We start from the raw sequence: 20,828 nt of genomic DNA on the forward strand, positions 1-20,828 counted from the left end.
AATTTGTTTATGAAAATAGTTAGCGCAAAAAATAAAAAGCAGCCTATCAGAGCTGCTTTTCTTTAATATCAAATGTGGCTTAGCCACTATAAAGGAATATTCCCGTGCTTTTTCTTGGGTAAAGTCACCGCTTTATTTTCCAGCATTTTGAAAGCCTTGATAAGCTTTTCGCGAGTTTGGTCAGGACGAATTACCTCATCTACATAACCACGTGCCGCAGCACGGTATGGGTTAGCAAAAATGTGTGCGTATTCCGCTTCTTTTTCGGCAAGTTTTGCCGCAGGATCATCCGCATTTTTGATTTCATTTTTAAAGATAATTTCAGCAGCTCCTTTGGCACCCATCACTGCAATTTCTGCCGATGGCCATGCGTAGTTCATATCGGCACCAATGTGCTTAGAGTTCATTACATCATAAGCACCACCGTAGGCCTTACGGGTAATTACAGTGATACGCGGTACAGTTGCTTCGCTAAAGGCGTAAAGCAATTTCGCACCATTGGTAATAATTGCATTCCATTCCTGATCTGTTCCCGGAAGGAAACCTGGAACGTCTTCAAACACCAACAGAGGGATGTTGAAAGAATCGCAGAAACGTACAAAGCGCGCGGCTTTGGTACTGCTATCAATATCTAAAACTCCTGCAAGGTAAGCCGGCTGATTGGCCACAATACCGATAGATTTTCCGGCAAGGCGGGCAAAACCAACTACTATGTTTGAGGCAAAATCTTTGTGAACTTCCAGGAAGCTATTTTCATCTACTGTACCGTCAATCACTTCACGGATGTCATAAGGCTGATTGGGGTTATCTGGAATAATGTCGTTTAGCAAAGGACGCTTCTCATCACCCGGAGTATAGGCGATTGATGGTGCATCCTCTTCGCAGTTTTGCGGCATATAGCTCAAAAGTTGCTTCAAACCATTGATGCAGGCAATTTCATTTTCGAAAGTAAAATGGGTAACTCCTGATTTGGTAGAATGCGCAGAGGCACCACCTAGCTCTTCAGAGCTCACTTCTTCATGTGTTACAGTTTTTACCACATTTGGCCCTGTTACAAACATGTAAGAGGTATTTTCTACCATCGCAATAAAGTCGGTAAGAGCCGGAGAATACACAGCGCCACCGGCACATGGCCCCATAATAGCTGAAAGCTGAGGGATAACACCACTACTCAATGTGTTGCGATAAAAGATGTCGGCATAGCCGCCCAATGAAACCACACCTTCCTGAATACGTGCACCTCCTGAATCATTAAGGCCCAAAACCGGAGCACCATTCTTCATGGCAAGGTCCATTATTTTACAAATCTTCTCAGCATGAGCTTCTGCCAATGATCCCCCAAGCACGGTAAAATCCTGTGCAAAAACATAAGTCAGTCGACCATTGATTTCACCGTATCCGGTAACTACACCATCACCCAAAATCTTTTGTTTGTCCAAACCAAAATCGGTACTGCGGTGTGTTACCAACATTCCGATTTCTTCAAAGGTGCCTTCATCCATCAAAAAGTGGATGCGCTCACGAGCGGTAAGCTTACCTTTTTTATGTTGGCTTTCAATACGTTTTTCACCACCACCAAGTTTTGCCTCGGCTATTTTGGTGTCTAGTTTTTGAATTTTACTGTCCATATTTTTTATCCTGAAAGCCACATGGGCTTGTGTTCAACATTATTAATTGGGGTGCAAATATCTAAAGTCTAAAACTTCTAGCAGTTTTATTCTTTCAAAATTGATTTCCCCTAGTTCTTTATGATAATTATTGATTCTTGACTTTGCACTAAGCTCTTTCCTAAAAAATGATAACTCACATCATTTTCAGAAAGTAAATCTTCCAAATATTGGTGTGTAACAAAGGTATGTCCGTAATCATTCGTGTCTTTTATACTATCGCTCAAAAACGCAAATTTGCTATCCTCAGATACTTGCTGATATACAAAATTTTGATTTTTAGTCACGCCAAAATATTTTGGATCTTCACTGTTGTTGAAAGTAAAAACCAGGGCTCCGCCTGAGTTTAGGCATTGAATCAATTTATTCAACCAAGGTGCAAAGGTGGTTTTTGGCAAATGGCTAAAAACAGACACCGCTAAGATGAGATCTTGTTTTTCGCAATTCAAACTCTCAGCATCCTGGCTGTGAAAAATTCCTTTGAAACCAAAATGGCGCTTCTGAAAATCCAGCGCCTGACTTTTTACCTCAGAAATTTCAATTTCAGATTCTGGAAACTTTTGCTTCAAAAATCTTGAAACACGCCCATAGCCGCTACCAAAATCCAGTATTTTTTGGGGTGCTATTTTATACTCTTCGCAAATGCGCTTTAAATTAAGAGCTGTTTCCGCGCCTATCCTAAAGTTTGTGTAAACTGCGTTTTCCAGATTATACCTGTGACCAAAAACATGAATTGCAAACATCACATCATTCTTGTGTGTGGCCATGTTTATGGTGTCAATGTTGTATTCAGCGCAGAGCTTGGTGGCCACTTTGCTCGCAATGGCAGGATCTATTTCAATATCCTCCTTCTGGGTGAGATTCATGTAAGCACCCAAAAAATCGAAGCGGTCGTTTAGATTCTTTTCTGCAGTAGCCAAATTATGTCTTAACTCAGTTATTCCAAGTTTTAGAAGAATGTAGTCCTTGAGCTTATTAAACATGTGGTTTTACTCTGGTGATTTTTGATGAATCCAAAGGCGGTAAAAATATATAAATTAATTCCAGCCTATAATCTCCAAAGTTCAAGAGACTATTCTACTGCCATCCGCCACCCAAAGCGGTGTATAGTTGCACCCTTGTGCGAAGTTCCATAAATCGCAAATCGATTAAGGTCAACTCTGATGCAAGCGTATTTTCTCGGGCATTCAGCACTTCCAGGTAATTGGCTAAACCATTATTCAAAAGCTCTTCTGAATACTGCAAAGCAAGATCATAGGCTTCAAATTCTTTAGTTTTGATTTCCACTTTTTGCTTAGTAGCCTCATAGGTTCCCAAAGCATCTGAAACCTCACGACCTGCTGTAAGCAATGACTGCTCAAAGCGCAACAAAGCTTCACGTTGCGCGGCTTGCGACACTTCATAATTGGTTCTAATTCGTCTTTGGTTGAAGATGGGCTGCGTAAGCGATCCTATCAAATTGAAGAAAATAGACTGAGGCGTAATCCAAGTTTCTAATGCCAGGCTTTGATAACCACCAGTAGCTGTAATTTGAAAAGTGGGGAAGAAATTGGCACGGGCCACATTTGTCAATTCAAAGGCATTCATCAACCCAAACTCTGCAGCTCTCACATCCGGACGATTGGCCAGCAATTGAGCAGGCACACCTTCACCAAATAGCGTGTCGATTTGTTGTGAATCTAAATCTGTTCTTTCAATGGTATGAGGAGCTTCGCCTAAAAGAATGCTTAAGGCATTTTCCTGCAAGCGAATTTGATTACCAATATCAATCAGCAAAGATTGTGATGCATATAGTTGAGCCGCTGTTTGCTGCACGCCTACTTCAGTCACATTTCCAGCATCTTTCAAAGCCTTGGTAGTTTCAAGTCCTTTTTCACGATTCTCAACAGTTTCGCGGGTTACCTGAAGCTGTTCATCCAAAGCTAAAAGCTGATAATATGAAGTAGCAATGGTAGCGATAAGCCGAGTTTTTACAGCCTTGTGCGCCTCCAGGCTTTGCAGATAACTAGCCTCGGCTGCACGCTTAGTACTGCGTATTCTACCCCACACATCCAGCTCCCAGGAGGCTGCAGCCGAAAGCTCATATTGATCTAAACTTCCGTTAAACACCTGCCCAAATTGACTATTATTAGAAAACTCCTGATGTGTCCACTGAGCAGTGGCATCCAAGGTTGGAAAATAACCAGCTTTGCCCTGCTTTAAGTAAGCCTGTGCAGCTGTCATTTGCTCAATCGCAATGCGAATATCCAGATTGTTTTCCAGTCCTTTTTCTATAAGGTTTACCAAAGTGGTATCGGTAAAAACCTCTCGCCACGAAAGTGAGGCAAAGCTAGTGGTATCCTCTGGCTGGGCATCAGTACGGTATAAATTCTCCGTTGGAAGTTCATCATCCGGGCGCTCATAATTTTTTGCCACGAGGCAACTTTGCGCTACCAGCGCCAAAATTGGCACCACCCAGATTATCGGTTTTATTCTAAGAGCGGTCATATTAAGCGTTTTCTTTATCGAGGACTGCCTGCGGCTTTCCGGTGATTTTTTCCTGTAAAAACTGAAATACTATAAATAAAGTGGGGATGATGAAGAGTCCCAAAATAGTTCCTATCAACATACCTCCTGCGGCCCCAGTTCCGATAGATCGGTTACCTACAGCCCCCACACCTTGCGCCAAAGCTAAAGGCATAAGTCCGAGAATAAATGCAAAGGAGGTCATTAAAATAGGACGAAGTCTGGAGCGAGCCCCTTCTATGGCTGCTTCGGTTATTCCCATGCCTTGTATCTTTCTGCGCTGTAGCGCAAACTCTATAATAAGAATGGCGTTTTTCGCCAAAAGGCCGATGAGCATTATCAGTGCTATTTGGAAGTAAATGTTGTTTTCCAATCCTGCAGCCCACGTAGTAAAGTAGGCTCCGGCCACCCCAAGCGGCAATGAAAAGAGTACTGATAATGGCAACAAATAACTTTCATATTGAGCTGCCAAAAAGAAGTACACGAACAAAATACTCAGCGCAAAAATCAAAACCGATTGTCCGGCAGAAGCAATTTCTTCACGCGTAATTCCTGAAAAGGCAATGTCAAAATTATTGGGCAAGTTGTCTTCTGCAGTTTCCTGAATGGCCTTAATAGCATCACCAGAACTATAGCCGGGAGAAGCGGCACCATTTAGGGTAACCGAATTAAATAAATTGAAACGACTCACCGTTTGTGGCCCGTAAGACCTATTAAGCGATACAAACTGCGAAACAGGCGCCATCTCACCTTTATTGTTTTTTACAAACATGCTGTTAAGTGCGGAAACACTTTCACGATCCTCAGGCTCCGCCTGCACAAACACGCGATATTGTTTACCAAATCGACTAAAATCGGTAGCATAAAAACCACCCACATATCCTTGCATGGTGCTAATGATATCCGAAACAGAAACGCCCGCTTCTTTGGCTCGCGGCACGTCTATGTCCATGGAGAGCTGCGGGAAATTGGTACTAAACGAATTGGATGCGTAAGCAACTTCAGGGCGCTGCATAAGCGCTTGCACAAAGTTGGTAGCTGTGGCGTCAAGATCTTTTATATCACCTGCTGCTCTGTCCAAAATCTGCATGCTAAAACCATCAGAGCTACCAAAACCAGGAATACTTGGCGGTGTAAAGAATATGATTTTGGCATCAGCTATAGCTGTGGCACGCTGATTTAGAGTGGCGATAATGTTTCCAATGCTAGTAGAGTCACTCTCGCGATCTTCCCATTTATCAAGCATGATAAAGCCCATTCCGTAAGATGAACCTTCGCCTGCAAAAAAGTTTCGGCCACTAATCATAGTCCCCGTTCTCACGCCCGGCACTTGTTCTATGATTTCGTACAAATCCATAGCCGACTCAAAGGTTCTGTCCATAGAAGCTCCTTCCGGAAGCTCCATATTCACAAAGATCACCCCTCTATCTTCCGTTGGCACAAATCCAGTTGGAGTAACACTATTAGTCCACCAAATAACTCCTCCCGAAAATAAAAGGATGGCAAGGGTAATCCACTTATGGCGGGTCAAGAAACCCAATGAACGAATATATCGCTGAGAAATAGCTTCAAACCCGGCATTGAAAGCCGCATAAAAACGCTGTAAGAAATTTTGTTTTTTCTCACCATGCTTGTTGTGCTTTCGCAGAAACAATGCACACAGCGCAGGACTCAGCGTAAGTGCGTTTACAGCAGAAATCAAAATGGCAATAATCAAGGTGACTCCGAATTGCTCATAAAATACACCCGATGGACCCTGAATAAATGTGATGGGAATAAACACCGCTGCCATTACCAAGGTGATGGAAATAATGGCACCGCTTATTTCGCTCATCGCTGATTTGGTAGCCTCGGTGGCATCTGTATATCCGTCTTCCAACTTGGCGTGAACAGCCTCAACCACTACAATAGCATCATCAACCACAATACCAATGGCAAGGATGAGGGCAAAAAGAGTAAGTAGATTTATTGAGTATCCAAAAATCTGCAGAAAGAAGAATGTACCGATAATAGCCACTGGCACCGCAATACCAGGAATAATGGTGGATTTAAAATCTTGGAGGAAAAGAAAAACCACCAAAAACACCAAGAGGAAAGCCTCGATTAGAGTTTCAATTACTTTATCAATACTGGCTGTAAGAAACTGATTGGTATCGTAGTTTATAGTGTAATCTACTCCAGGAGGAAAACCTTCTTTGAGTTCATCCAACTTCACATAAAGTTCTTCAATAATGGCTTGTGCGTTAGATCCCGGGGTTTGAAAAATTCCAAAGTTGATACTAGGGTGCCCCTTGGAGCGACCTACAGATGAGTAGCTAAAAGCATCCAACTCAACTTTGGCCACATCACCTACGGTCAAAAACTGCCCATTGCCCAAAGATTTTATAATAATGTCTTTGTACTCCTGAGCGGTTTTAAATCGTCCTTGGTAGGTGATTACATATTCAAATGCTTCTCCGCTATTTTGCCCAAGCGAACCAGCTGCCGCCTCACGACTTTGCTCGCCAATGGCGGCAATCACTTCGTTGGTGCTCAGTCCATAGCTCGCCATTTTTGCCGGGTCGAGCCACACACGCATAGAATAATCCTTTCCTCCAAAAACATTTACCGCACCTACACCATTCACACGCTGTAGCTCAGGACGCACATTTATATTCAAATAGTTTTGAAGGTAAGTATCGTTGTAATCAGGATTGCTGGAAAGCAAAGACACATACATCAAGGCTGATGTTTGCTGCTTTTGGGTAATAACCCCAGCACGAATCACCTCTGAAGGCAGCAATGAATTGGCACGAGCCACACGGTTCTGCACGTTTACAGAGGCGATGTCAGGATTTACACCTTGTGCAAAGTATACAGTAATATTGGCTGTACCCGTGTTACTAGCTGTAGAAGTCATGTAGGTCATGTCTTCCACTCCATTGATTTGTTCCTCTATGGGGATTATAACACTCTCCAAAATGGTTTGAGCATTTGCCCCAGGATAACTTGCGGTAACCTGAACAGTGGGAGGCGCGATGTCAGGATATTGAGTAACCGGCAGGGTGCTAAGACCCAAAATACCAAGCACCACAATTACGATGGAAACTACGGTAGAAAGAACCGGGCGTGTAATGAAAGTTTGTAACATCTTGTTTACAGGATTTTATTTAAACACCGGTTCAAAGGAATAGGCCTCCTTAAAAGGAATGGGCTCAGCGTTTACCTTAGCACCATTTCTTATTTTACCTACACCTTTTGCTATAATTACATCACCTACTTTGAGGCCGCTGCTTACTACCACCAATCCATTGGCACGCGTTTGTACTTCTATAGCCTTTGGGGTGGCTTCATTATTTTCATTAATGGTGAAAACAAAAACTTGCCCCTGTTGCTCATAAGTAGCAGGCTCTGGCACCACCACTACACTGTCATAATGCACGGGCAACATTACGGTAGCCGTGTTTCCATTAGTAAGCAATTGATTTGGATTGCTAAAAAGCACTCTGAATTTTGTAGTTCCCGTGGATTTATTGATCTGTCCACTCACCGTTTCTATTTTTCCTTTTATAGGATAAGTGGTGTTGTTAGCCAATTTTAAAGTGAGTTCAGGAAAGTTGGCAATTCGTTCTTTCCGCGTTTTCCCCGGGCTGCCTTGTAAAAAGTCCAAATATTCACTTTCATTCATCGAGAAGCTGGCATACACATTCTCAATTGCCGAAACGGTGGTAATGGGTGTTTGATCAGATGGGCTTACCAGTGAGCCTTTACGGTAATTAATAGCTCCCAAAACACCATCCACGGGGCTTTTGATGTTGGAATAATTAATACTAGCCGATACACTATTGTAGTTGCTTTCGGCTGTTGCCAAATTTGCTTTGGCTGTTTCCAACTGCATTGGGCTGATAATTTCCTTTTTTACCAGAGGTTTCAATTTTTCTACCTCCACCTTTGCGGCCTCAACCTGAGCTTTTGCAGCACCGGCTTCCTGTGTCAGGCTTTGGGTTTCCAACTTAAAAAGCAACTGTCCCTTTTTTACCTCCTGCCCTTCGTCCACCAGCACCTCTGTAATATACCCACTCACCTTAGCGCGCACATCGCTGTTTATGGCACCTTCAATTGTTGCAGGGTAGTCCCTGTGGGAAACCAAACTCTGCACTTCTGCTTTTATCGTGGGAACAGTGGTAGCTGTAGCTTTCTTTGGTTCGTCTTTTCCTTCTGATTGATTGCAGGACGAAAGGAAGACGAAACTCCCGAAAGCTAAAGCGACAAGTGTGAAATTCAATTTTGGCAAAATTTGCATCGCGTATTTTAATTTAAGATGACATAAACCCAACGGGCTGTATGATAAGGGCAAAAGTATTTTTTTGTAAGCATACTACTACCTGAAATTGCATAAATAAAGCCTATGGTCTATCATCACGTTTTTCTATTTATATCAGCCTTACCTCCACATTTTTCTCCTTAAACACAAAAAAACCCCTACCGTTAGGTAGAGGTTAGTCTTAAAAATTCTTAATCGCCTTACTGAAGTTGGACTTAATCTTGAGCGGGTTCAAGCTCTTTTGCATCTGAAGACTCCATTCTCCTATGCTTACCTCCCTTTCTGCGATTCTTCTGCATTTCCTCCAACTTAGCAAATTGCTCATCTGTTAAGATTTCTTTCATCTTAGCCTGGTGCGCCTCATGCGCAGTTTTGCGATCATCCTTCATGAAATTAGCCATTTCTAAATTTGCGTTATAAACGGATTCCTTTTGATCTGCAGTTAACTCCAACTTCTCTGTCATCTGCTCCGTCATTTTAGAAGCGCGTTCTTCAGGACTACCACCTTGTTTTGGCTGAGCCATTGCCGGAAGGCTAAAAATACCGGCCAATACTACTGCTGCAATTGTCTTTTTCATAATAAATCGTTTTGTTTATTATGACTGAAAATTATGCCAAAGGTTTAATTGACTTTGTCGAAGGCAAGAACCACATCCACCTCCAAACTAAGGATACCTTGAAAATCCTGACTAATTGTGGTTTCCAATACTTGAATGTCTTCTTCATTTACTAAAACGTCAAAGATAAATTCTGTTTCCCCATCTGTAAGAATCACTTTGGATTGATCAGAAGTAGTAGTCCACTCTCCAGAGCCTTCGAAATCAATTGGAATGGGTAAAGGAAAACCAGTTCCCGTAAGGTCTACCATCGCAATAAATGAAAAATTGTAATCCATAAGATTCGGGTTCCGCTGAAAATTGATTTTTCCATTCACAGACACGCCACTACCAGACACCCTTGTTGGGGAACCACTTCCCGTAAAGTCAGGAATTTCGGAGTCATACTCTACTGCCTTTAACTTCCAGCTGCCCTCCAACCTTTTCTCATATGGGAATTCACTGACCACTTGAATAACTGATTCTTTGTCCTCTTTTTTGCATGAAAGAAGAATAACAAATGAAGCGATCAGGGTGAGTAAGGATACCTTTTTGATGTGAAGCATTGCTGAAGAGATTTAAGTATCTCTCAACGAAAATACACAATCGGGAGCAGTTTCAGGATGTTTAATTACTTTCAACAATTTGGACGCCACATCAATGGGACTCGACAACTCCCCTTTGTCCTTATAATCCACAAAACGTTGCTTATCCGGAAAATCTTCTGTGTCCAACCTACGAATCTCCCCTTGCATATCGGTATCAACTATTCCCGGTGCTATGGCAAATGAATGTATGTTCGGATAATCTTCTCGAAGGACTTGGGTAAACAAGTTGATACCCGCCTTGGAAGCACAGTAGGTGCTCCAGCCAGAAACCGGATAACTTGCTGCACCCGAAGAAATATTTACTATCACTTTTTCTGCCTCCAACTTTTCTGTTTGCTCAATAAAGAGCTTACATAAAATACTTGGGGCGATAAGATTGATCTGATACGCCCGCTCAATACTTGCAGGGCTCACCTGGCCCGCTGGTTTCACATCACCAAGCCATCCAGCATTGTTTACAAGTACAAGCTTTTCAGCTTCTTTATTAATGTTGAAATTGATGAGCTTATACTCATCATAATTATTCAAATTGTAAGTAAGGTGACGATAATTGGGGTGATTAATCACATGCCTGCGACTTATTCCTACTACTTTATGACCATCCTCCAAAGCTTGCATAGCTAGCTGATAGCCGATCCCTGAACTGGTTCCGGTGATAAAAAACTGTATCATTTATTAATTTCTAAAAATCGTGTGAGATGAGATGTTTTTCCAAATAAAACTATAACGTCACCCTCTTGTAAAACGGTATCAGCGGAAGGCACACCAATTATATGCTTTTCTCCATCTTCTTCTTTTCTGAGTAGGGTAACCAGATTTACCTCATATTTTTGGCGCAAGCCGATATCCTCCAGGCTTCTATCAAAAATATTCTTTGGAGCTTTTACTTCTACAATCTGATAATCGTCAGGTAGCTGCATGCTCATTAGCACATTCGGGTTTATGAGGCTTTCGGCTACGTTATTCCCTACCTCATCTTCTGGAGAAAGAATTTCCTTAATTCCCATTTTCTCCAAAATCCTGCGCTGAGAAGGACCTTGAACACGCGCCATAATCCGCTTTACCTCCAACTCCTGAAGCGTAAAAGTGGTGAGCAACAAATCCTGAAAATTCTCACCAATGGCGACTACCACGGCATCCATTTCCAAAATGTTCTGAGATTTTAAAGCTTTGCCATCAGTGGCGTCCAGCGTTACAGCGTACGACACATCATCTTTTATGGCCTCTACTCTTTCCTCATCATTATCTATGGCCATTACTTCCGCACCTTTTTGCGCAAGCTTTTTGGCGATGGCAGTTCCAAATTGGCCCAGCCCTATTACTGCAAATTTACTCTGTGCCATGTTGCACTATATTTTATTTAATGCCTGATCAATGTCGGCTTTAAGGTCGTCAATATCTTCAATACCCACGCTGAGGCGAATTAGCGAATCTACAATTCCTAGCTTCTCTCTTTCTTCTTTTGGGATGGAAGCATGCGTCATACTTGCAGGATGCCCGGCCAATGATTCTACGCCCCCCAAGGATTCTGCCAAAGTGAACACATTAAAAGAAGAAATCACTTTCCTCGTATCCTCTAATGACCCACCCTTTATGCTAAAGGAAATCATTCCACCAAAATCCTTCATTTGCTCTTTGGCAACACTGTGATTTGGATGACTTTCAAAGCCTGGCCAGTACACATTTTCCACTTTAGGGTGATCCTTCAAAAAGTGAGCAATGGCCTTTCCATTTTCGCAATGGCGCTGCATACGTACGTGCAAAGTTTTTATTCCGCGAACTACCAAAAAAGCATCCATGGGACCGCAAACGGCACCGGAAGAATTTTGAATGAAATACAACTTTTCAGCAATAGCTTCATCTTTTACGGCAAGTAAACCCAACACCACATCTGAGTGGCCGCCCAAATATTTGGTAGCACTGTGCATCACAATATCGGCTCCCATTTCCAGCGGGCGTTGAAGGTAAGGCGTGGCAAAAGTGTTGTCCACTATCAAAAGTGCATTGGCAGCTTTAGCCACCTTGCTCATCGCTTTGATGTCGATGATATTCATCATGGGGTTGGTAGGGGTTTCCACCCAAATAATCTTGGTGTTTTCATTTACATAGTCACCAATTTTATCGGCATTGTCCATATCCACAAAATGAAACTTGATGCCTAATGGCTCAAATATTTTGGTAAACAAACGATAGGTGCCTCCGTACAAATCATTGGTAGAAATTACCTCATCACCTGGCTTTAGGGTTTTGATAACGCAATCAATAGCCGCCAACCCACTGCCGAAAGCCAAACCAAACTTTCCACCCTCTATGGAAGCAATGCTATCTTCCAAAGCTTTTCGGGTAGGGTTTCCAGAGCGAGAATACTCAAAGCCCTGATGATCCCCTGGAGCTGCCTGAGCATAAGTTGATGTTTGGTAAATAGGGGGCATCACCGCGCCATAAGCCTTGTCGGGCTGCTGGCCACCGTGTATGGTAAGTGTGTTGAATTTCAAATTATCGTCTGCCATTTCAATGTTTTGAATATGTAGAGCAAATGTAACGGACGTGAAGGGAAATTGTTAATCGGTTGAATTGTTAATTAGTTAAAAAACTACCACGTTTATTTTTTCACGCAAAGACGCCAAGTCGCCAAGCTCCGTGGAACTCTGTTTACTCTGTGGTCAAAAAAAAGTGGAACGCGGATGACACGGATCTAGCTGATTGGTGCGGTTTTATTTTTTCACGCAAAGTCGCAAAGGAACCCACGCAAAGAAATCTCAGTAAAACTCTGTGTACTCAGTAGTAAAGGGTAGAACGCTGATGACGCGAGTTGAGCTGAATAGCACTGATTTTTCACACAGCGCTTACAAAGAAACGCGCAAAGTAAGCTCCGTGGAACTCTGTTTACTCTGTGGTGAAAAAAATGGAATACGGATTACGCAGATCTAGCTGATTGGTGCGGTTTTATTTTTTCACGCAAAGTCGCAAAGGAAACCACACAAAGAAATCTCAGAAAACTCTGGGTACTCGGTAGTAAAGGGTAGAACGCTGATGACGCGGGTTGAGCTGAATAGCAGTGATTTTTCACACAGCACTTACAAAGAAACGCGCAAAGCAAGCTCCGTGGAACGCTGTTTACTCTGTGGTGAAAAAAATGGAATACGGATTACGCGGATCTAGCTGATTGGTGCGGTTTTATTTTTCACGCAAAGTCGCAAAGGAAACCACACAAAGAAATCTCAGTGAAACTCTGTGTACTCGGTGGTTAAAAATAAAAAGGGAGCAGTGCTAAAAAATCTCAAATCGAAAATGAGTGTAGCTTTGCCGCTTCAAAATCAATTTGGATGTCTCCAAAACTACTTGCGCATTTTGCTCTTTTTGCTGTGGCTCTCATCTATGGGCTCAATTATTCTATTGCCAAAGATGTGATGCCTGCATTTATAGAACCTCGCGGATTTATACTGCTTCGCGCGATTGGTGCTACGGCTCTTTTTTGGCTCACAGCCTTAAGTTTTGGCAACGAAAAAATTGCTCTCCAGCACCATTGGCGTTTGGCAGTATGTGGCGTGTTTGGTGTGGCAGCCAACCAAATGCTGTTTTTTGAAGGGCTGAACATCACCAGCCCCATCAATGCGGCCGTGATGATGACCACCAATCCTATTTTGGTTTTAATAATGTCGGCCATTATTTTGAAAGAAAGTTTGCGATGGAGCCGTGTTTTAGGAATTGCCTTGGGAATTGCCGGGGCACTTTTCTTAATTACACGTGGCGGACAAGTGGTAGATATTTTTGATGCCGATAAATCCTTGGGCAACCTTTTGGTGTTTCTCAACGCTGCATCTTATGCCGCCTATTTGGTTTTAGTAAAACCTTTGATGGCGAATTACAAAGCTATCACGGTAATAAAATGGGTATTTCTATATGGGCTCATTTTGGTTTTCCCCTTTGGCGCAAGCCAACTGATGGACGTAACGTGGCACGCATTTCCTCCAGACATCATCTGGAAAGTGGCTTTTGTGGTGATTGGCACCACCTATTTGGCCTACCTATTTAACGTGTTTGCGCTAAAAACGGTGACCAGCACAACAGTGAGTTTTTACATATACCTGCAGCCGCTAATTGCTGCGATTGCTGCTATTGCCATGGGAAGAGACCAGCTCACCTCTGTGCTTTTACTCTCGGCAGCATTAATATTTAGCGGAGTTTTTCTAGTGTCTTTTTACAAACGGTGATTATTAACCTGAGTTGTTTAATAGTTCAGGATTCAGGCTACTTAAAAATGGTGAGTTTTGACTACAAGATCAGCAGGAATAGCGAGCTATTCCAATGGACTTGTGGGAAGAAAATAGCCGTTTTTAAGTGGATGTCTTTCAAAAAAGCAAAAATTCCGCCCTGCATAACGTGTTAAATCTTCACCAAAGTGCCATGAATATTAGGTTTTTTGAAAATCTGAAGCTGTAAATATTAATCGAACTCAGGTTATTATACTTTTGCAAGCCTATGGCGCACCTATATTCAATGACGGGTTTCGGGAAGGCTATTCTCCAACTACCCGCAAAAAAAATTACCATTGAGGTAAAAAGTCTCAACAGCAAGCAGCTGGACATCAACGTTCGCATGCCTTCTTTTTATAAAGAAAAAGAAAGCCCCATTCGTCAGAAATTGGCGGAAGAGCTGAACCGTGGAAAGATAGATTTGAACTTTTATAGCGAAGTAACAGGAGCCGAAAAAGCCCCTCGTGTAAACCGTGCTTTGGTGGTAGAATATATCAGTCAGCTAAAAGGCATAATGGATGAAACGGGAGTGGAGGGCGATATAATGTCTGCCGTGATGCGCCTGCCAGATGTGATGCAAGCTGCCGAAGATGAGGTGGACGAAGCCGAGTGGAAAGCTATTCAGGAAGTGGTGCACCAGGCGGTGGAACAACTCAACGGATTTAGAGCCGATGAGGGTGCTACCCTAAAAGTAGATCTTGACAATCGCATTGCCATCATTCGCGAAAAGATGGCGGGAATTGATGTGCACGAAGAAGATCGCGTAAAGCGCATCAAGGAAAAGCTGAGCCGTGGTTTGGCAGAAATTGCTGAGAAGCCAGACGAAAATCGCTACGAGCAGGAGCTTATTTACTACCTCGAAAAACTTGACGTTACCGAAGAGAAAGTTCGCCTGAAAAGTCACTTAGACTATTTTGAGCAACTGCTAAATGAAGGTGGACCTATTGGCAAAAAACTTGGATTTATTAGCCAGGAAATAGGCCGTGAGATAAACACCATGGGCTCAAAAGCCAATCATGCTGCCATGCAAAAGCTTGTGGTAGAAATGAAGGACGAGCTGGAAAAAATAAAGGAGCAGGTACTAAACATCTTGTAAGCTTGTACTAAAAAACATGAGGTTGTTAATTGGATTGATATTCTTGACTTTAATGAGTTGCTCCATGCAAAGACAGCTTAGAAATCCGGTGCCAAATGTTAGCCTGTTTGAGGAAAGTAAAACATTTACAGACTCCTTAATTGCTAATGGAGTGGATACAATCCTTGTTTATCATAAACAACATGGTATGTATCTCAGAAGCTATTACATCTTTTGGAAAGGGGAGCAGCTTGAAGTTAGGTTGATTAATGAAAATGGAATTTTCAATCTGAATTCATGGGATATGGTAGGATTATATAGAAATGAACGCTTATTTGAGTTCTATCAGAAACATGAAAAGGAACTGAACCAAAGCACCATTCCTGAAGCAAGCATATCGCACTACCCATATGTTGATATTGCGGTAATAATTGATCCTAAACTTTTAGAATTACACCTTCCTTGGGGTGTCATTTCTTCTTTTGACTCCTCTCCGTATCAATTCGCAAGATTAATTGAAAGTATATTATTTAATATCGAACAAAGTACTTACTGGGAAAAGGACGAAAAGAATGTGCTTTTAAAAAATTCCAAAAACTAAAATAAATGGCTAAACAGGGTAAGCTATTAATATTTTCCGCGCCCAGCGGATCGGGAAAAACCACTTTGGTGAGGTTTCTTTTGAGCCTTGATCTCGGAATAGAATTCAGCATTTCGGCAACCAGCCGTGCGCCACGTGGCGAAGAAGTGGATGGCAAGGACTACTACTTTCTTTCGGAAGAAGATTTTAAAAAGCGCGTGATTCACGGAGATTTTTTGGAGTGGGAAGAAGTGTATAGCGGAACCATGTATGGCACGCTTCGCTCGGAAGTGGAGCGCATTTGGGAAAAAGGAAATGCTGTGATTTTTGATATGGACGTGGTGGGCGGACTCAACCTGAAAAGCCTGTATGGCGATGCTGCACTTTCTATTTTTGTGATGCCCCCAAGCATGGAAGAATTGGAAAAGCGCTTACGCGGAAGACAAACCGATAGCGAGGATAAAATAAGACAGCGCCTGGCCAAAGCCCGAAAAGAAATTGGTCGCTCCGATCGTTTTGATCACATTTTGCTGAACAATGATTTGGCTACAGCCAAAAAGGAAGCCGAAAGTTTAGTGCGTTTATTTTTAGGGAAATGAGCAAAAAGAAAACAGGACTTTACTTCGGGACTTTCAACCCTATCCACATCGGGCATTGTGTGATTGCGCAACACATGCTTGAGTTTACTGATCTTGATGAAGTTTGGTTTGTGGTAACCCCCCACAATCCTCACAAAAAGAAAAATACCCTGCTGGATGACTATCAGCGCCTGCACATGGTACAGCTTGCTGTAGATGATCAATACAAAATGCAGGTGAGCAATATGGAGTTTGACCTGCCGCAACCTTCTTATACGGCCACCACTTTGGCCCATGCGGTAGAAAAATATCCCAATCATGAGTTTTCACTCATCATGGGTGCCGACAATCTGGAGACCTTTCACAAGTGGCGCAACTATGAGTGGATATTGGAGCACCACCACATATATGTGTACCCACGCATAGAATCTGATGGTGGAGATTTGAAACTACACCCACACGTTACCATCACCGAGGCACCTATCATGCAAATTGCCTCAACCGACATTCGAAATGCTATAAAAGATGGCAAGAATGTAAGTTTTATGCTTCCCGAAAAAGTGTGGAAGTATGTAGATGAAGAGCTTTTTTATAGGTAGAAATTTAGTCACCCTAAGTGACCTAAAAAGTGAGGTTGTATCGCAGGGTGGCGCTTTAGTTTGCTTCCACTCAGCACTTCTGCGGTGATGTAATTCGTTTCACCCTGGTGAACTTGTCTTATTATATTGCTAGATTAAATTCTTTGAAATTGTATTTACGAATAAGAGCAAAATGAAAAATTTCAGAAGCGAATTTCAAGCATATTTGGATCGAGTCAATTCCTATTCAAAGATTGTAACACCCCATTCTATATTTGGCGATATCCATATTCGATTTGAACTTGGAGGTGACACTAGGTTTAAAATAATAAGAAATGGGGTCGAGGTTGAATGGTGGAACGATAGGCGCAGAATGACAAAGATTGACAAAGTCAACTACAAAAATCACATCAAAGAAAGAGTGTCACAAGCTACATTTCGAGCAACAACCTTGTTCAACGAGACATTTAATGATCCAGAATCTGAGATTTGGGTTCTTATTTACGAATATGAAGAAGGACTTTTCAATAACGGTAATAACTTTTTGCTAAATCTATTTTCACCGAATTTACTTAACAGGTTCTATGATAACACAGAACAAGTGGAAACTCAGATGATGACGGAGCATCAGGATGGGAGTTTTACTTTTGATAAAGTTGAGGCAAGAATAGTTATTGGAAAAGTGAAAGTGAAGGACATTAAAACCGAAGAAATCCTGAACGGTATTGCGAACAATGAAATGGGGCTTGAGCCTTCGATTAGTCAAACTGTTTACTTTTTAGACCCTAGCACAAATCGCGGATTCTACATGTATGATGATAGGGGCTGTTATGTGTGGAGTGACACTCCTGATAAAATAACGCCCCTCTATCACAAGCGAAATGAGTGGATAGTAAACTACCATCGGCCTGAGATTGACAAATATTTTAACAAATATTAGTGGATATTCTTTTTACCCAAACAAAGCTTAAGCCGCCAGCCTTGATAAGTGCTGGCATGGTTTTGCATGAAGCCATGTCTCTACTATATATGCTAGAAAGTATTAGAGTTTATAAAAAGAAATAATGCAGACATTAAAAGAACAAACAGACGCCAAAATTGCCGCTGGGAGAAAAGCTAATCCAGAATTTATGAAAGGTGTGGATGCTATAATTGAAGAAGCAAAAGCTTTTGAAAAGGGAAGCCATGCCATTAAAGTTGGAGAAAAGGCACCAGATTTTGAGCTGCCCAATGCAAAAGGAGAAAACGTGTCTATGGAGGCTTTGTTAGAAAAAGGCCCGCTTGTGATTACCTTTTACAGAGGTAGTTGGTGTCCTTACTGCAACTTGCAATTTAAAGCTTTACAATCTCGATTGGGTGAAATTCAGGCGCTAGGTGCTACATTAATTGGCATTAGCCCGGAAGTACCTGACGGCTCTTTGACCGAAAGTGAGATTAGCAAAATGGAGTTCACCGTATTGTCTGACCAGGATGCAAAAGTTGCTTCACAATATGGAGTAGCCTGGGAGGTTCCTGAGTTTTTGCAAGAACATATGCGGGTAGATCGCAAACTCGACTTGGAAAAAATCAACAATGGAAACGGTAGCATTTTACCTATTCCAGCCACATTTATTGTGGACAGCAATGGTATTGTAAAGTGGACTTATGTGAATGTTGATTACAGAACACGCTCAGAGCCTGAGGAAATTATTGAGGCTTTGAAAAATCTATCGAAATAGGTTTTTTCCGATTTCATTTTCCGGGTTTATTATTCATAATGGTGGTAAAGTATTAGGGTTTTGGTAAAATACTTTGACGGCTTTACTTTGCCACAAAGTATTCTATGCAGCCAATCTCCACCAAGCAAGATCAATCCACCGCCACACAGGTTTTAGCGGAAGCTTACCAGCAAGCCTCTAATATTAACTGGGCCGTAGATTCGAGCAGCAAAAAGCTGAACTACTTTTTTTCTTCTTTGCTGAAAGATGCTATCGCAAAAGATGGTGCCTACCTTACGAGTAACAGTCGTGGTGTTTTGCTTTTGTATAATATGAAAGCCAGGAGCCGCTCGATAAGTTCAGTATTTAGAAAGCTGCATCTTATGATCTTTTTAATAGGCATAAAGAAAAGTACACAGCTGATGAAGCTGGAAAAGCTGAAGAACAAGTTGAGGCCTAAATCTGGTTTATACGGAATGGCTTTGGCGATATTGAATGATGAACACCGCTGGCAAACTGCTCTGGAAGTGAAACGGGGTTTCTTAGAATTATCTAAAAAAAAGCAATTGCCGATATATGCGGAGACCACAAATGAGCGCATTGTAAAACTGTATGAAACCATAGGCTTTGATACTTACCACAAAATGAGGCACCCTTATACAGAGCTAAATGTGTGGTTTATGAAAATGGAAAGCAGACCAGAGAATTAAGAGAAATCATTTACATGGCATAAAAATTGTCAGGTAAAGAACATTCGGAAAAATCTCACTTTCCTATTTTTGATTCTCATTAAACAAATTAATCTATGAAAAAACTGAGTTACTTACTGGCCATCGCAGCCACAGCCGTTTTTGCTTTTGCGTTTACCAACAATGATATGTTGAGCATTGGTGAAAAAGCTCCATTGGCAGATGTCAAGATGAAAGACGTTTCAGGAAAATCACTTAGCCTGAATGATATGAAGGGTGAAAATGGTCTTTTGGTGATTTTTAGTTGCAACACTTGCCCGTTTGTAATCGGCTGGGAAGACCAATATCCAGGACTTGGGAAGTTTACCAAGAAAAACAATATAGGCATGGTGCTAGTGAATAGCAACGAGGCCAAGCGTGCGGGTGAAGACTCTATGGAAGAAATGAAGGCTCACTATAAGGATGCCGGATACAACACGCCTTACGTGATTGATGAAAACCATAAACTGGCTGATGCCATGGGTGGAAAAACTACCCCACATGTATACCTTTTTGACAAAGACATGAAGCTGGTATATCGTGGAGCCATTAACGATAAGTATGAAAACAAAGAAAAGAAAGCCACTAAATTTTACCTGAATGATGCCATGGCACAGTTGGTAAAAGGCCAAGAAATAGACAATCCCGTGACTACGGAGCGTGGTTGTTCTATTAAAAGGGTTAAATCTTAGATTTATAACTCTTTCCCTATAAATGCGAAAGCGGCCTCTAACCCGGGCCGCTTTTTTTGTTTTATGAAGTTCTCTTTTATCAACCAGCCTTCGATACTTTAAAACTTTGCTCACGCCAGTTTTAAAACTCAGGCTGACGCATCATAAATTATAAAAGCGACCGTAGCAATAGTCGATCTTTTTCACATCGTCACTTACTTGTATCTGCGGAATGTCTCCCTGAGTGACCGACCGCAGGGAGGTTGTATCGAAGGGCAACTACCCTAATCGGCTGAAGCAAAATTCCGCCACACTCTAAGGTTAGAAAACCCACCTTTTTGCAAACCCTTCTGAGCAATTAGTGGTTTCTGAAAAACATCGATTGTCTTTTCTCCTGAAAAGGATCCATATTTACTAAGGTCAAAACTAAGAGTGCCTATATCACCAAAAAAGCCGGTTCCTTTGGTAAAGCGCATTTTCACTTCACTCTTTCCGCTATAGCGGGAATTGGTTTCGTCCGTCATTTCTACATAAAGTCGCTGGGTATCGCCCCAAGTCATTTTATCCATAAAGCCCAATTCCTTTATCTCTATCAGTTCATCACCGTTCCAAATTTCCACTCGAGAAATCAGATTACTTGTAATACCAATATCTATTCTATCCACATTGGGGTTTCCGCCAACGGTAATGCGTTGGCCATAAAAGTCTCTGCCTTGTATTCCATTATTATTTGGGGAGTGAAAATCCACGCTCGACTTAAAGACTCCAACTTTAGTAAACTCAGTAGGTACTTCTGAAAGAACTATGGTTTTACCTTCTACAGGATTGGCAATATTAAGGTCAGCTTGTGGATCGCTGAAACTAAATCCAACTATTAAAATAAGGACTAGCAGAAATGCTGATAAACCACCGAGCCATTTTAAAACTTTCTTTTTCATAAGGTTTAGATTTTAGAAAATTAGAACGTGAACTTGTTCGAGCTTAGT

The 20,828-nt window shown here is 41.9% G+C and carries 20 protein-coding genes; 9 read left to right on the forward strand and 11 right to left on the reverse strand.

The genetic code is table 11. From position 1 onward, the window contains the following. Window positions 1-86: 86 nt before the first annotated feature. From OWEHO_RS10495 to OWEHO_RS10540, 10 genes are all read right to left on the reverse strand, one after another. On the reverse strand, window positions 87-1,628 hold the full coding sequence (locus OWEHO_RS10495) for an acyl-CoA carboxylase subunit beta (protein WP_014202449.1): 1,542 nt from the start codon (window positions 1,626-1,628) through the stop codon (window positions 87-89). A 110-nt stretch (window positions 1,629-1,738) separates the two neighbouring features. Further along, window positions 1,739-2,650: a class I SAM-dependent methyltransferase gene (locus OWEHO_RS10500; RefSeq protein ID WP_014202450.1), complete on the reverse strand. Its 912-nt coding sequence runs from the start codon at window positions 2,648-2,650 to the stop codon at window positions 1,739-1,741. Between the two features lie 94 nt (window positions 2,651-2,744). Further along, on the reverse strand, window positions 2,745-4,154 hold the full coding sequence (locus OWEHO_RS10505; protein ID WP_014202451.1) for an efflux transporter outer membrane subunit: 1,410 nt from the start codon (window positions 4,152-4,154) through the stop codon (window positions 2,745-2,747). 1 nt (window position 4,155) lies between these two features. Next, window positions 4,156-7,302, reverse strand: a complete 3,147-nt coding sequence (locus OWEHO_RS10510) for an efflux RND transporter permease subunit (protein ID WP_014202452.1) — start codon at window positions 7,300-7,302, stop codon at window positions 4,156-4,158. A gap of 15 nt (window positions 7,303-7,317) precedes the next feature. Beyond that, window positions 7,318-8,436, reverse strand: coding sequence for an efflux RND transporter periplasmic adaptor subunit (locus OWEHO_RS10515; protein WP_169312783.1), 1,119 nt, complete (start codon window positions 8,434-8,436; stop codon window positions 7,318-7,320). A gap of 254 nt (window positions 8,437-8,690) precedes the next feature. Further along, window positions 8,691-9,053 (reverse strand): hypothetical protein, encoded by a 363-nt coding sequence (locus OWEHO_RS10520; RefSeq protein ID WP_014202454.1) that lies wholly within the window; start codon window positions 9,051-9,053, stop codon window positions 8,691-8,693. 44 nt (window positions 9,054-9,097) lie between these two features. Continuing rightward, window positions 9,098-9,637, reverse strand: coding sequence for a hypothetical protein (locus tag OWEHO_RS10525; RefSeq protein WP_014202455.1), 540 nt, complete (start codon window positions 9,635-9,637; stop codon window positions 9,098-9,100). A gap of 12 nt (window positions 9,638-9,649) precedes the next feature. Next, window positions 9,650-10,351 (reverse strand): SDR family NAD(P)-dependent oxidoreductase, encoded by a 702-nt coding sequence (locus OWEHO_RS10530; protein WP_014202456.1) that lies wholly within the window; start codon window positions 10,349-10,351, stop codon window positions 9,650-9,652. Further along, window positions 10,348-11,022 carry a potassium channel family protein gene (locus OWEHO_RS10535; RefSeq protein ID WP_014202457.1) on the reverse strand — a complete coding sequence of 225 codons (675 nt, stop codon included), beginning with the start codon at window positions 11,020-11,022 and terminating at the stop codon, window positions 10,348-10,350. Before OWEHO_RS10535 ends, OWEHO_RS10530 begins: the two co-directional genes overlap by 4 nt. A gap of 6 nt (window positions 11,023-11,028) precedes the next feature. Further along, window positions 11,029-12,189: a cystathionine gamma-synthase gene (locus OWEHO_RS10540; protein WP_014202458.1), complete on the reverse strand. Its 1,161-nt coding sequence runs from the start codon at window positions 12,187-12,189 to the stop codon at window positions 11,029-11,031. A gap of 816 nt (window positions 12,190-13,005) precedes the next feature. Here OWEHO_RS10540 and OWEHO_RS10545 point away from each other — a divergent pair. The 9 genes from OWEHO_RS10545 to OWEHO_RS10585 all read left to right on the forward strand — a co-directional run bounded on the left by OWEHO_RS10545 (window position 13,006) and on the right by OWEHO_RS10585 (window position 19,863). Then, window positions 13,006-13,893, forward strand: a complete 888-nt coding sequence (locus OWEHO_RS10545) for a DMT family transporter (RefSeq protein WP_014202459.1) — start codon at window positions 13,006-13,008, stop codon at window positions 13,891-13,893. 268 nt (window positions 13,894-14,161) lie between these two features. Then, window positions 14,162-15,031, forward strand: a complete 870-nt coding sequence (locus OWEHO_RS10550; protein ID WP_014202460.1) for a YicC/YloC family endoribonuclease — start codon at window positions 14,162-14,164, stop codon at window positions 15,029-15,031. Between the two features lie 64 nt (window positions 15,032-15,095). Further along, the gene (locus OWEHO_RS10555; protein WP_014202461.1) at window positions 15,096-15,611 is read left to right on the forward strand and encodes a hypothetical protein; all 516 of its coding nucleotides are present in this window, start codon (window positions 15,096-15,098) and stop codon (window positions 15,609-15,611) included. Window positions 15,612-15,616: 5 nt separating this feature from the next. Then, complete coding sequence (gene gmk, locus OWEHO_RS10560; RefSeq protein WP_014202462.1) at window positions 15,617-16,189, forward strand: guanylate kinase; 573 nt, start codon at window positions 15,617-15,619, stop codon at window positions 16,187-16,189. After that, a complete protein-coding gene (nadD, locus tag OWEHO_RS10565) occupies window positions 16,186-16,767 on the forward strand; it encodes a nicotinate (nicotinamide) nucleotide adenylyltransferase (protein WP_014202463.1) in 582 nt (193 codons plus the stop codon). Before gmk ends, nadD begins: the two co-directional genes overlap by 4 nt. A 172-nt stretch (window positions 16,768-16,939) precedes the next feature. Continuing rightward, window positions 16,940-17,686: a DUF3885 domain-containing protein gene (locus tag OWEHO_RS10570; RefSeq protein ID WP_014202464.1), complete on the forward strand. Its 747-nt coding sequence runs from the start codon at window positions 16,940-16,942 to the stop codon at window positions 17,684-17,686. Window positions 17,687-17,810: 124 nt separating this feature from the next. After that, window positions 17,811-18,464 carry a peroxiredoxin-like family protein gene (locus OWEHO_RS10575; protein ID WP_014202465.1) on the forward strand — a complete coding sequence of 218 codons (654 nt, stop codon included), beginning with the start codon at window positions 17,811-17,813 and terminating at the stop codon, window positions 18,462-18,464. A 104-nt stretch (window positions 18,465-18,568) separates the two neighbouring features. Continuing rightward, window positions 18,569-19,153, forward strand: a complete 585-nt coding sequence (locus OWEHO_RS10580) for a hypothetical protein (protein ID WP_014202466.1) — start codon at window positions 18,569-18,571, stop codon at window positions 19,151-19,153. Window positions 19,154-19,248: 95 nt separating this feature from the next. Next, window positions 19,249-19,863: a thioredoxin family protein gene (locus OWEHO_RS10585; RefSeq protein WP_014202467.1), complete on the forward strand. Its 615-nt coding sequence runs from the start codon at window positions 19,249-19,251 to the stop codon at window positions 19,861-19,863. A 263-nt stretch (window positions 19,864-20,126) separates the two neighbouring features. Here OWEHO_RS10585 and OWEHO_RS10590 read toward each other — a convergent pair whose 3' ends face one another. Next, window positions 20,127-20,780, reverse strand: coding sequence for a hypothetical protein (locus OWEHO_RS10590; RefSeq protein ID WP_014202468.1), 654 nt, complete (start codon window positions 20,778-20,780; stop codon window positions 20,127-20,129). Between the last annotated feature and the right edge of the window lie 48 nt (window positions 20,781-20,828).

This window comes from Owenweeksia hongkongensis DSM 17368 (assembly GCF_000236705.1).
GTDB lineage: Bacteria > Bacteroidota > Bacteroidia > Flavobacteriales > Schleiferiaceae > Owenweeksia > Owenweeksia hongkongensis.